The organism is Enterobacter sp. Y17 (assembly GCF_019730495.1).
In the GTDB taxonomy this organism is placed as follows: Bacteria; Pseudomonadota; Gammaproteobacteria; order Enterobacterales; family Enterobacteriaceae; genus Enterobacter; species Enterobacter asburiae_B.
The window spans coordinates 43193-55790 of sequence record NZ_JAASKP010000010.1 but is presented as its reverse complement, the minus strand read 5'-3'; the positions used below and the strand labels follow the sequence as shown (position 1 = coordinate 55790).

The window sequence follows — 12598 nt, the reverse complement described above, 5'->3', positions numbered from 1 at the left end:
GTAATCCAGGGAATATCGTTTTTTTCGTCACCGGTCACAAAATGACTCAATAATAGCGTATTGTGGCATAAAAATAGACGGTTCGGGAGTTTCAAATGACCTTCGAATGGTGGTTCGCCTACCTGCTGACATCCATTATCCTCAGCCTTTCTCCGGGTTCGGGTGCTATTAACACCATGACCACCTCCATCAACCACGGCTACCGCGGTGCGGCAGCGTCGATTGCCGGTTTGCAGACCGGGCTGGGCATTCATATTGTGCTGGTCGGGATCGGTCTGGGGACCCTGTTCTCCCGCTCCGTGCTGGCCTTTGAGGTGCTGAAATGGGCCGGGGCAGCGTATCTGATTTGGCTCGGCATCCAGCAGTGGCGCGCGGCAGGCTCCATCAACCTGAATACGCTGGCTCAGACGCAAAACCGCGGCCATCTGTTTAAACGTGCGGTGTTCGTCAACCTGACCAACCCGAAGAGCATCGTTTTCCTCGCCGCGCTGTTCCCGCAGTTTATCGTTCCGCATCAGCCGCAGGTGATGCAGTACGTGGTGCTGGGCGCGACCACCATTATTGTCGATATCATCGTGATGATTGGTTACGCGACGCTGGCGCAGCGAATTGCGGCATGGATTAAAGGGCCTAAGCAGATGAAGGCCCTGAATAAAGTCTTTGGTTCGCTGTTTATGCTGGTTGGCGCGCTGCTTGCGTCAGCGCGTCATGCTTAGCGAGAAATGATGAGATGAATGCCGAAGCCGGCGAACAGCGCGCCGGCGAAGCCGTCAATCCACTTCGCGATACGCTGGTAGCCGCGGCGCATTGCCGGTAAGGCGAACAGGCTGGCTACGATGGTAAACCAGGCAAAGGTTTCAACGACGATCAGCAGGAAGATGCCCCAGCGTGCGCCCGCGCCGACGCTATCGCCGACAAACAGCGAGAACACCGAGCCGAAATAGATAATCGCTTTTGGGTTCGCCAGATTGGTCAGCAGCCCTTTTACAAAGCTGCGGCCGCCCGTAGCCAGCTCCACCTTCGGCTCTTGCGGTTTTTTCTCTTCTTTCTTCAGCGCCCCGCGCAGCATCTGGTAGCCCATCCAGCACAGGTACAGCCCGCCGCCGACCATAATGATGTTATGCAGCCAGGCCATCTTCGCCAGGATTAGGTTCAGACCGAGCAGCGCAACGGCCGCCCAGACCATAACGCCCATGGTGATACCGAGCACGCCCATCATCGCCTCTTTGCGGGAGCGGCTGACGGCCGTTTGTGATACGAAGAAAAAGTCCGGGCCGGGGCTCATCAGCGCAACGATGTGCACTAACGCCACGGTGAGAAATAGCATTAACATAATTAGCTCGCGGGGAAATAATTCAGTGAGTCATCATCCTGGCACTTTTTCGCCCGGCTGACTACTCCTCATCATCACCATCGGCGTGAGAGCGGATGAGCGCCATAAACTCTTTACCGAAGCGCTCCAGCTTGCGCGTTCCCACGCCGTTGACGCTGAGCATTTCGCTGGCGCTGAGCGGCATCTGCTCGGCCATCTCGATCAGCGTCGCGTCGTTGAACACCACATAAGGCGGGATGTTTTCTTCGTCGGCGATGGCCTTACGCAGCTTGCGCAGTTTGGCGAACAGCTTGCGGTCGTAGTTGCCGCCGTAGGATTTCTGCATCACGCGTGGCTTCAGGGCGATGACGCGCGGCACGGCGAGCTTGAGCTCAACGTCACCGCGCAGGACCGGACGTGCCGCCTCGGTCAGCTGCAGGGCGGAGTGCTGGGCAATGTTCTGCGTGGCGAAGCCGAGGTGGATCAGCTGACGAATGATACTCACCCAGTGTTCGTGGCTCTGCTCCTTGCCAATACCGTAGACAGGCAGCTTGTCGTGGCCCATATCGCGGATACGCTGGTTATTAGCCCCGCGCAGCACCTCCACCACGTAGCCCATCCCGAAGCGTTGATTCACACGGTAAATGGTCGAGAGCGCTTTACGCGCGTCCATCAGGCCATCGTACTGTTTCGGCGGATCGAGGCAGATATCGCAGTTGCCGCACGGCTCCTGGCGCCCTTCACCGAAGTAGTTGAGTAGAACCAGACGACGGCAGGTTTGCGCTTCGGCAAACGCGCCCATCGCGTTGAGCTTGTGGCGCTCGATATCCTGCAGCTGTCCCTGCGGCTTCTCTTCCAGACAGCGGCGCAGCCACGCCATATCGGCCGGATCGTAAAACAGCATCGCTTCCGCAGGCAGACCGTCACGCCCGGCGCGGCCGGTTTCCTGATAGTAGGATTCGATATTGCGCGGGATGTCGAAGTGCACCACAAAGCGCACGTTTGGCTTGTTGATGCCCATCCCAAACGCCACCGTTGCGACCACGATCTGCAGGTCATCGCGCTGGAATTTCTCCTGCACGTCGGCGCGGATGTGGTTCTCTAATCCGGCGTGATAGGCGGCGGCGCTAAAGCCGCGGTTTTGCAGACGCGCGGCGGTGTCTTCCACCTTCGCACGGCTGTTACAGTAGATGATGCCGGACTTGCCGCGCTGCTCCTGGACGTAGCGCAGGAGCTGATCCAGCGGCTTGAATTTTTCCATCAGCATATAGCGGATGTTAGGGCGGTCGAAGCTGCTGACCTGAATATAGGGGTCGTTCAGCCCGAGCAGACGAACGATGTCCAGACGGGTGGTGTCATCCGCCGTGGCGGTAAGCGCCATAAACGGCAGCTCGGGGAAGCGCTGACGCAGCTGGCCAAGAGCGGCGTATTCCGGGCGGAAATCGTGTCCCCACTGGGAAATACAGTGCGCTTCGTCCACCGCCAGCAGGACCGGGTTCCAGTGCGCCAGGTGGTCGAGGAAGTTATCCAGCATCAGGCGTTCCGGGGCGATATACAGCAGGCGGATCTGCCCGGTACGACAACCGGCCATCACCTCTTGCTGCTGCTCCCGGGTTTGGGTCGAGTTGAGACAGGCCGCCGCCACGCCGTTGGCGAGCAGCTGGTCAACCTGGTCTTTCATCAGAGAAATAAGGGGGGATACCACGACCGTCAGGCCGTTAAGCACCAGCGCGGGCACCTGATAACAAAGGGACTTGCCGCCACCGGTCGGCATCACCACCAGGCAATCACGACCTTCCAGCACCGTTTCAATGATGGTTTCCTGGCCGGGGCGGAACTGCTGGTAGCCAAAGGTTTCATGCAAAACCTGTTTAGCCAGCGACTCCTGATTCAATACTTCCGCCTGCGCCACGTTAACCCCATATGCCAGAAATGAAACAGGCGCTATTTTCAGCGCCTGAGAGAGAAACTTCAACGTTTAACGCAAAAACATTCGAACAGCCTAGAGAATATCGTTCAGCATCACGCCCACGCCGACGCGGGTCTGGTTGAAGTTGTAATCGATAAGCGACTCGCCGTAACCGCTGTACACCTGAGTATAGATGCGGACATGCTTCGTCATTGGATAGCTTAAGCCCACTTCCGCACCGCCGTAGCCGGTGTTCCAGTTGTACTGGCCTTTGGCGCTGAGCACGGCATCACCCAACTGATAGCCGACTTTAAGCTGGTAGTAGCCCATATATTTGGTGATATCCGGGTTGTCATCGGTTTCGCCCACCACATACCACGGCTTCACTTCCACCATCCAGTTACCGTTCTGCGCCATCAGACGCGTATAGGCACGGTTCCAGCTGCGCGAGGTAGGGTCAGAGCGACCGTTGGAATCGTGGTTAAAGCCCACTTCGACGTCACGCAGCGTCCAGCCCGCAAACTCATAATCCGTTGCAAAACCGAGGAACAGCTGCGGCTCATAGTTGGTTTCACGGAACGGCGAGGACTCTCCGCTGTTAGACAGCTGCCACCAGGATTTCTGCGTGTAAGACGCCCCGAGCACCGAGTTTGGCCCCAGAATACCGCGCCAGAACGGGAACGCGAGGCTGAGCTGGAACTTCACCTCATCTTTACGCGCATTATCAGACCAGTTATAGGAGCTTATCGCCTCTTTGTTGAGATCGCTGGTCTGGGTGTAAATCACGTAGTTGGTGTCATACGGATAGAGCGTGAACGGATTGTCATGCTCCTGAAGAAGGTTCGCGATAATGCTACCGTGAACGGCAGGTTTATCATGCACCTCTTTGATCGTCGCTTCCTGCGCATATGCTGTGAGGGGCAGCGCAACCGCCGCCAGTAACCAGGCCAGATACGTCCGCATCGGTGGTGTTCTCCTGCAAAAGAGTAAAATTAGCTGAATAGTTATGTGGCGAACATTCTACAGACTTCTGCGACAACTGCTGCATCCTCGTTTCTGAAAGTGGAATTCCTTGTTGCTGAGGCATAAAATCAACATTTCGTTAACAATAAGGATGTGATGCCTCATGTCAGCCATGCTTACCGCCGAAGAAGTGTTAAAACTCGTGGGCGAGATTTTTGTTTACCATATGCCGTTTAACCGCGCGCTGGGACTGGAGCTGGAGCGTTACGAGAAAGATTTTGCCCAGCTGAGCTTTAACAACCAGCCGATGATGGTGGGTAACTGGGCGCAAAGTATTTTGCACGGCGGCGTGATTGCCTCCGCGCTGGACGTGGCGGCAGGTCTGGTCTGCGTGGGCAGCACGCTGACCCGCCATGACACCATCAACGAAGACGAACTCCGCCAGCGTCTGGCGCGCATGGGCACCATTGATTTGCGCGTCGACTATCTTCGCCCGGGGCGCGGAAATCGCTTTACCTGTACCAGCAGCCTGCTGCGCGCGGGAAATAAAGTTGCCGTGGCACGCGTTGAATTACACAACGAAGAGCAGGTATATATCGCCAGCGCAACCGCCACTTATATGGTGGGTTGAGGCGGCAAAATCGGGTAAAATTAATTCACTTTTTTGTAACGGATTTTCCCGATGGATGCTAAACAGACGCGGCAGGGCGTTTTACTCGCCCTTGCCGCTTATTTTATTTGGGGTATCGCCCCGGCGTATTTCAAGCTTATCGCCTACGTTCCGGCCGATGAGATCCTGACTCACCGTGTTATCTGGTCATTCTTCTTTATGATTGCACTGATGAGCCTCAGCCGTCAGTGGTCGGGCGTCAAAACGCTACTGCAAACCCCGAAAAAGATTTTCCTGCTGGCGCTCTCCGCGGTGCTGATTGGCGGCAACTGGCTGCTGTTTATCTGGGCGGTGAATAACCATCACATGCTCGAAGCGAGCCTGGGGTACTTCATTAACCCGCTGGTGAATATCGTGCTGGGGATGATTTTCCTCGGTGAGCGCTTCCGCCGGATGCAGTGGGTGGCGGTGATTCTGGCCTTCTGCGGCGTACTGGTGCAGCTCTGGACCTTCGGCTCGCTGCCGATTATTGCCCTCGGTCTGGCGTTCAGCTTTGCATTCTACGGCCTGGTGCGTAAGAAGATTGCGGTGGAAGCGCAGACGGGGATGCTGTTTGAAACCCTGTGGCTGCTGCCCGTGGCGGCGATTTATCTCTTCGGCATCGCCGACAGCGCCACCAGCCATATGGGCAGCAACCCGTGGTCGCTGAACCTGATGCTGATGGCGGCGGGCGTGGTGACCACCATTCCACTGCTGTGCTTCACCGGTGCCGCGACGCGCCTGCGTCTCTCCACGCTGGGCTTCTTCCAGTACATTGGCCCGACGCTGATGTTCCTGCTGGCGGTGGTGTTCTACGGTGAGGTGCCGGGGGCGGATAAGATGGTGACGTTCGCCTTTATCTGGGTGGCGCTGGCAATCTTTGTTGCGGATGCGATTTATACCCAGCGCAGGGTGCGCAAAGGGTTGTGATGTTGCCCTCACCCTAACCCTCTCCCACTGGGAGAGGGAATTCGATCGTAGGGCGGGTTAGCGAAGCGCCACCCGCCAGATTTTTACAGCCAGTTCCGGCGCTTAAAGTACAGATACGGCGCCAGCCCCGCGAGGATCATGAAGATAATCGCCCCCGGGTAGCCAAAGCTCCACTTCAGCTCCGGCATAAACTCAAAGTTCATCCCGTAGCTGGACGCCACCAGCGTCGGCGGCAGGAACACCACGGACACCACCGAGAAGATCTTGATGATGCGGTTCTGCTCGATGTTGATAAAGCCCATCGCCGCCTGCATCAGGAAGTTCACCTTCTGGAACAGGGATTCGTTGTGCGGCAGCAGGGATTCGATATCGCGTAAGATCTCACGCGCCTGCTCCAGCTGACCGCCCGGCAGACGCGCCTTGCGCACCAGGAAGTTCAGCGCGCGCTGGGTATCCATCAGACACAAGCGCACCTTCCAGCCGATATCTTCCAGCTCCGCCAGCGTGGAGAGCGCTTCGTCGTACTCATCGCCCTGATGGCCTTCCATGATCACGCGGCTCAGCTTTTCCAGATCGCTGTAGATGTTTTCAATTTCGTCCGCCAGCTGTTCAATTTTGGTCTCGAACAGATCGAGCAGCAGCTCGTAAGCGTTACCGTCCACCATTGCCTGGCTGCGGGCGCGCATGCGGTAGAGGCGGAATGCCGGCAGCTCGCGCTCGCGCAGGGTAAACAGACGGCCGTCGCGAATGGTAAACGCCACGGTGGAGTTACCCGCGTGGTCTTCCGCATCTTCAAAGAAGAAGAAGGAGTGAATATGCAGACCGTCTTCGTCTTCAAAAAAACGCGCGGATGCTTCGATGTCTTCCAGTTCCGGGCGGGTTGCCAGGCTTTGCCCCAGTTCAGATTGTACGCGAAGGCGTTCATCGTCGTCCGGCTCGACCAGATCCACCCATACGGCATCAATGAGGGGCTGTGACTCTTCGGCTTCAAGCCGAGTCAGTCGGTTATTTTCGAGTTGAAATGCGCTCAACATGACCGGGACTCCCAATGCAAAAAATATCGGACAGTTCGGTGGGCACACAGAAACAAATTGGGTTTCAGACCATTAAACAGCCTGACTCAGCGCGACGGGAATAATGCAGGTCGCTGACAACCACTAAGGCCATCAGCAAGAGGAGATAGCCTTAGGAGTTGTTCCTGGATGACAGGGAATTGAGCCAGTATCTACTGGGTGTGTCCAAGGCGAATGTCCTCTTAGCGTAATCGTGCGCGCATGTTACGCCAGCTATAACTATGGCGTCAACACGCAACGGAACGCTGAAGGGCATTAATTGACCTTCGCTGTATAAGGCTAGCAGATTATTACAAAATAATGATATTTTTCTGAATGTTAGACTGTTTCCAGCTTCGCATAGGCCGCCACCAGCCATTTGATCCCCTGCCCCTGGAACGCCACCTGCAGACGGCTGTGCTCGCCGCTGCCTTCCAGATTCACAATGGTGCCTTCGCCAAACTTCGAATGGCGCACGCGCTGGCCTAGCTTGTAGCCGGTGTCGGTTTCCGCAATCGGCGAGCCCATGCGCTGATGGCTGACCGGACGGCTGATGCTCGCCCGCAGACGCACCTCTTCCACGCACTCTTCCGGCAGTTCGCCGATGAAGCGCGACGGACGGTGATAAACCTCTTTGCCGTACAGACGGCGGGTTTCGGCGTAGGTTAGCGTCAGCTTTTGCATTGCGCGCGTCACGCCCACGTAGGCCAGACGACGTTCCTCTTCCAGACGTCCGCCTTCATCCAGCGACATCTGGCTCGGGAACATCCCCTCTTCCATCCCGACAATAAACACCTGCGGGAACTCCAGGCCTTTGGCGGAGTGCAGGGTCATCAGCTGAACCGCATCCTGCCAGGTGTCCGCCTGCCCTTCACCCGCTTCCAGCGCGGCGTGGGAGAGGAACGCCTGCAACGGCATCAGGTCTTCGTCTTCTTCGTTGTAGCTGAACTGGCGCGTTGCCGTGACCAGTTCCTCTAAGTTCTCAATACGGGTCTGGCCCTTCTCGCCTTTCTCCTGCTCGTACATGGTTCGCAGGCCGGAGTCTTTAATCACCCGGTCGGTCTGCACGTGCAGCGGCATGTCGGCGGTTTCCTGCGCCAGAGCGTCAATCAGCTCAAGGAAGCGCTGTAATGCGCTGGCGGCACGTCCGGCGAGCGCTTTTTCCTGCAGCAGCTCGCGGCACGCCTGCCACAGCGTCAGCTGGCGATCGCGCGAGGCCTGACGCACAACGTCCAGCGTGCGGTCGCCAATCCCGCGGGTCGGCGTATTGACCACGCGTTCAAACGCCGCGTCGTCGTTGCGGTTCGCAATGAGGCGCAGATACGACAGCGCATCTTTGATTTCCTGGCGCTCGAAGAAGCGCATGCCGCCATAAATGCGGTACGGCATGCTCACCTGCAGCAGCGCCTCTTCCAGCACGCGCGACTGGGCGTTGCTGCGGTAGAGAATGGCGCACTGCTCCAGCGCGCCGCCGTTGTCCTGCCAGGTTTTGATGCGGTTCACCACGAAGCGGGCTTCGTCGAGCTCGTTGAAGGCGCAGTAAATCGAAATCGGTTCGCCGTCGACGCCATCGGTCCACAGCTTTTTACCCAGACGCCCGTTGTTGTTCTCAATGAGGGCGTTGGCCGCGCTCAGGATGTTGCTGGTTGAACGGTAGTTCTGCTCCAGACGGATGGTTTCCGCGCCGGGGAAATCGTTAAGGAAGCGCTGAATGTTTTCCACCTGCGCCCCGCGCCAGCCGTAGATCGACTGGTCATCATCGCCCACGATCATCACCTTGCCGTTATCACCGGCCAGCAGGCGGATCCACGCGTACTGGATGTTGTTGGTATCCTGGAACTCGTCCACCAGGATATTGGTGAAGCGTTCGCGGTAGTGCTGCAGGATGTGCGGTTTGTTCAGCCACAGCTCGTGGGCGCGCAGCAGCAGCTCGGCGAAATCCACCAGACCGGCGCGATCGCACGCTTCCTGATAGGCCTTGTAGACGTTCTGCCAGGTCTGCTCGACCGGGTTGCCGAAGCTCTGAATGTGGTGCGGGCGCAGCCCCTCGTCCTTCTGGCCGTTGATGTACCACATCGCCTGACGCGGCGGCCACTGCTTCTCGTCGAGGTTCATCGCCTTGATCAGGCGCTTCAGCAAGCGGAGCTGGTCTTCGCTGTCGAGGATCTGGAAATCCTGCGGCAGGTTGGCGTCCATATGGTGCGCGCGCAGCAGGCGGTGCGCCAGGCCGTGGAAGGTGCCAACCCACATGCCGCCCTGGCTGGTGCCCATCAGCTGAGCGATACGGTGGCGCATCTCTGCTGCCGCCTTGTTGGTAAACGTCACCGCCATGATGGAGTACGGGGAGCAGTTCTCCACGCTCTGCAGCCAGGCGATACGGTGAACCAGCACGCGCGTCTTACCACTGCCCGCCCCAGCCAGCACCAGCATGTTGGTGCGCGAGGCGGCAACCGCGTCACGCTGTTTGTCATTAAGGCTGTCGAGCAGGTAAGAAACGTCCATTGGCACCGTCACATAGTATTCAGGAACACAGCGAAGCGCCCGGTGGCGCTTCGCTTACCGGGCCTACAACTGCAAACCCCTGGTAATTTATACAATATTACTGGTGATTATATCAGCGTCGTGAGGGATGCCAACCGTGAAATTTCCACGTGCGGCAGAAGACGGCTGTCGGTTGCGGTCATCAGCTCCGCATTTTCAGGCTTGATCCAGCAGGCCTGCATCCCGCAGCGAATAGCACCGGCCACGTCCGTGGTCAGGTCATCTCCCACGTGCAGAATGTTACCCAGCGGCAGGTTAAGCTTATCCGCCGCCAGATGGTACATATCATTAAACGGCTTCGCGCGCCCGTGCGGGCCCGCGCGCAGCACAAATTCAAAGTAATCGCTGAGGCCAAACAGCTCGGGCTGGGCATTGCCGTTGGTGATGGCCACCAGCGGCCACTTTTCGGCAAGCTTCGCCAGCGTGTCGTGGGTCTCCTGCGGCACGTCGATACGGCTGCGCCATTTGGCAAAGTTTTCCATGGCCGCTTCGGCACCGATGGCCGCGTCCTGCGCGCTCAGGCCAGCATTGAGCATCGCCTGCTCGACCGCACGACGACGCCATTCGGTCACGTCGTGGTAAATGTCCGGCTCGGTTTCCCGCAGGGACTGACGGAGCTTCTGAAAGTCCTTGTTCTGTATCGCTTTCAGCGCGGGGTGGTAGTTCTGCACAAACGCCAGCGACTCCTGCTCGGTACGCAGGATCACCTCGCGGTTGTCATAAAGGGTGTCATCAAGGTCAAACGTCAGAGCTGAGATCTGACCGAGTGGGCGGTAAAAACGCATTATTTCCCCCGTTTGGCGCGTGGATGCGCCGCGTCATACACCGAGGCAAGGTGTTGGAAGTCTAAGTGGGTATAAATTTGTGTGGTCGACAGGTTCGCGTGGCCAAGCAGTTCCTGCACGCCGCGCAGATCGCCGCTCGACTCAAGCATGTGTGTCGCAAAGGAGTGGCGCAGCTTGTGCGGGTGAACGTGGCTGTTCAGCCCCTGCTTAATGCCCCACTCCGCAAAGCGCTTCTGGACGTTACGCGCCGAGATCCGTTTGCCGAGCTTCGACAGGAACAGCGCATCCTCTTCGCTGCCAAACAGCCCGCGCAGGTCAAGCCAGTGCTCAATCCAGGAAACCGCATTGCGGCCAATCGGCAGGCGGCGCTCTTTGCTGCCCTTACCCATTACCCACACTTCACCGGACTCCAGATCGAGGTGTTTGATATCAAGATTAACCAGCTCGGACAGACGCAGCCCGGCACCGTACATCACCTCCAGCATCGCGCGGTCGCGCACGGCGAGCGGATCGTTAAGGTCGATATCCAGCAGGCGGTTTACGTCGTCGACGTCGATATTTTTAGGCAGATGGCGCGGCGCTTTCGGCGTGGCGATCCCCTTTGCCGGGTTGGCTTTTAAGCCCCCCTGGCTGACCAGCCAGTCGAAGAAACTGCGAAGCGCTGAGAGCCTGAGCGCCAGGCTCGCCGGGCTGAGATTTTTTTTACGGCTACGCACGACGAACCCGCGTACCGTCGCAGCGTCACATTGTTGCCAGCTTTTCAGGCCGATTTCGTCGGCGATCTGCATGATGGCATCAAGCTGACGCTGGTAGTTGAGCAGGGTAATGGGGCTAAGCTGACGCTCCACGCCCAGATAGCGCAGAAAGCGCGAGACGTCAGTGGCGAGCAGTCCGTCCATCATACGCGCTCAATCCAGCGCTCCAGCAGCTCGGGCAGCATCAGGGCGATCTCCTGCAGCAGGTGCGTGGCTTGCCCCTGCTCATAGTGATGCGCATCGCGGCTGGTAAATAACATGACTCCCAGATCGCCATCGCGCCCCATCAGCGACATCGCCACCGAGCCAATCGCTTTGGCTTCCGGTAACACCACCAGCAGCTCAGGCCCGTTCAGCGGCCCCAGATAGTGGTGCTCATGGCCCAGACGCTGAATGCGCAGCGGTTCAAACGCCTGACGGCTGAGCGCCAGATGGGTGAACCCCGACGGTGCGCCAATGCGCCAGCGGTCAGGGAAAAGCCGAATCGTTGCGCCCGCCAGCCCCAGCTCGCGAGCCCAGCGGTGGAAGCGGCTGAGGAACTCGTCAAGACTGTGCGCCGACGCCAGACGCGCCTGCAGATGCAGCAGACGATAGAACAGGCTTTCGTTGATGCTGGCCTGCTCCATCAGCAGCGTCATGTTCTCTTCTAGCTGATTGATGTGGTTGCGCGAGCGCGCCATGTGCCATTCGACCAGCGACACGGTCCCGCGAACCGGATGCGGCACGCGCATCTCTTCGACGACGCGTGCATTACGAATAAAAAACTCAGGATTGCGCAGCAGATAATCAACAACAGCTCTGTCGTCCAGTTCCGTCACTGTTTCCTGCAGTTCTTCCCCTGGTTGTTTCATAGATGGATAAACCCGTCATAGACATGTGCCGCCGGGCCAGTCATATACAGTGGATGACCCGGTCCTTTCCAGGCGATATCAAGCCGACCGCCCGGTAATTCCACGCGAACCTCTTCAGCCAGTAACCCCTGGGAGATGCCCACGGCCACCGCTGCACAGGCACCGCTTCCGCAGGCCTGAGTCTCGCCCGCGCCGCGCTCGTAAACCCGCAGGCGAATGTGCTCGCGCTTCACCACCTGCATAAATCCGATGTTCGCGCGCTCCGGGAAACGTTCGTGGCTTTCAAGCACCGGGCCGAGCGTTTCGACCGCGGCGGTTTCCACATCATCAACCTGAATCACGCAGTGTGGGTTACCCATTGAGACGACGCCGCACAATACTGTCTGCTCGGCCGCACGCATAATATAGGTCTTTTCCGCTTTGTTTGCGCGAAACGGCACGACGGAGGGCTCGAAGTTAGGCTCGCCCATGTTCACGCGCACCAGCTCATCATCGGTGACGCTGAGCACCATGCGGCCATTGGCCGTGCTGACGCGAATATCACGCTTGTTGGTCAGCCCTTTCAGGCGGACAAAGCGGGCAAAACAGCGCGCGCCGTTGCCGCACTGGTTAACTTCGCTGCCGTCCGCGTTAAAAATACGGTAGTGGAAATCGAGGTCGGGATCGTACGGTGGCTCGACCACCAGCAGCTGATCGAACCCCACGCCCAGATGCCGATCCGCCAGGCGACGGATCAGTTCCGGGGAGAAAAACACATTCTGCGTTACCGCGTCGACGACCATAAAATCGTTGCCAAGGCCATGCATTTTAGAGAACTGCATCATTTGCTCCATTGCGCGGGTACAGAACGT

General features: G+C 58.1%; 13 protein-coding genes. 3 read left to right on the top strand and 10 right to left on the bottom strand.

All coding sequences use genetic code 11. The features are described from left to right. The first annotated feature begins 95 nt into the window (after positions 1–95). A complete protein-coding gene (rhtB, locus tag HCH49_RS21805; RefSeq protein WP_008501533.1) occupies positions 96–716 on the top strand; it encodes a homoserine/homoserine lactone efflux protein in 621 nt (206 codons plus the stop codon). Here rhtB and rhtC read toward each other — a convergent pair. The 3 genes from rhtC to pldA all read right to left on the bottom strand — a co-directional run bounded on the left by rhtC (position 713) and on the right by pldA (position 4184). Further along, positions 713–1333, bottom strand: coding sequence for a threonine export protein RhtC (gene rhtC / locus HCH49_RS21800; protein WP_025757538.1), 621 nt, complete (start codon positions 1331–1333; stop codon positions 713–715). The genes rhtB and rhtC overlap by 4 nt on opposite strands. A 61-nt stretch (positions 1334–1394) precedes the next feature. Next, positions 1395–3224, bottom strand: coding sequence for an ATP-dependent DNA helicase RecQ (recQ, locus tag HCH49_RS21795; protein WP_029741834.1), 1830 nt, complete (start codon positions 3222–3224; stop codon positions 1395–1397). A 90-nt stretch (positions 3225–3314) separates the two neighbouring features. Beyond that, positions 3315–4184 carry a phospholipase A gene (gene pldA, locus HCH49_RS21790; protein WP_023333803.1) on the bottom strand — a complete coding sequence of 290 codons (870 nt, stop codon included), beginning with the start codon at positions 4182–4184 and terminating at the stop codon, positions 3315–3317. Between the two features lie 163 nt (positions 4185–4347). On the opposite strand from pldA, the gene yigI reads away from it, so the two are divergent. Together yigI and rarD are read left to right on the top strand one after the other, a co-directional pair. Then, positions 4348–4815: an acyl-CoA thioesterase YigI gene (gene yigI, locus HCH49_RS21785; protein WP_008501538.1), complete on the top strand. Its 468-nt coding sequence runs from the start codon at positions 4348–4350 to the stop codon at positions 4813–4815. A gap of 51 nt (positions 4816–4866) precedes the next feature. After that, complete coding sequence (gene rarD, locus HCH49_RS21780) at positions 4867–5763, top strand: EamA family transporter RarD (RefSeq protein WP_023309622.1); 897 nt, start codon at positions 4867–4869, stop codon at positions 5761–5763. Positions 5764–5846: 83 nt separating this feature from the next. Here rarD and corA read toward each other — a convergent pair whose 3' ends face one another. From corA to dapF, 7 genes are all read right to left on the bottom strand, one after another. Continuing rightward, a complete protein-coding gene (gene corA, locus HCH49_RS21775; protein ID WP_008501540.1) occupies positions 5847–6797 on the bottom strand; it encodes a magnesium/cobalt transporter CorA in 951 nt (316 codons plus the stop codon). A gap of 151 nt (positions 6798–6948) precedes the next feature. Further along, positions 6949–7005 (bottom strand): YsgD/CorL family protein, encoded by a 57-nt coding sequence (gene ysgD, locus HCH49_RS21770; protein ID WP_212743980.1) that lies wholly within the window; start codon positions 7003–7005, stop codon positions 6949–6951. A gap of 149 nt (positions 7006–7154) precedes the next feature. Further along, the gene (uvrD, locus tag HCH49_RS21765) at positions 7155–9317 is read right to left on the bottom strand and encodes a DNA helicase II (protein WP_221703332.1); all 2163 of its coding nucleotides are present in this window, start codon (positions 9315–9317) and stop codon (positions 7155–7157) included. 107 nt (positions 9318–9424) lie between these two features. Beyond that, complete coding sequence (gene yigB / locus HCH49_RS21760; protein WP_033146900.1) at positions 9425–10141, bottom strand: 5-amino-6-(5-phospho-D-ribitylamino)uracil phosphatase YigB; 717 nt, start codon at positions 10139–10141, stop codon at positions 9425–9427. Then, positions 10141–11043: a tyrosine recombinase XerC gene (gene xerC / locus HCH49_RS21755; protein ID WP_033146901.1), complete on the bottom strand. Its 903-nt coding sequence runs from the start codon at positions 11041–11043 to the stop codon at positions 10141–10143. Before xerC ends, yigB begins: the two co-directional genes overlap by 1 nt. Continuing rightward, positions 11040–11747 (bottom strand): DUF484 domain-containing protein, encoded by a 708-nt coding sequence (locus HCH49_RS21750; RefSeq protein ID WP_126797457.1) that lies wholly within the window; start codon positions 11745–11747, stop codon positions 11040–11042. The genes xerC and HCH49_RS21750 overlap by 4 nt, the downstream gene beginning before the upstream one ends. Next, a complete protein-coding gene (dapF, locus tag HCH49_RS21745; protein WP_008501545.1) occupies positions 11744–12568 on the bottom strand; it encodes a diaminopimelate epimerase in 825 nt (274 codons plus the stop codon). The genes HCH49_RS21750 and dapF overlap by 4 nt, the downstream gene beginning before the upstream one ends. Positions 12569–12598: the final 30 nt, after the last annotated feature.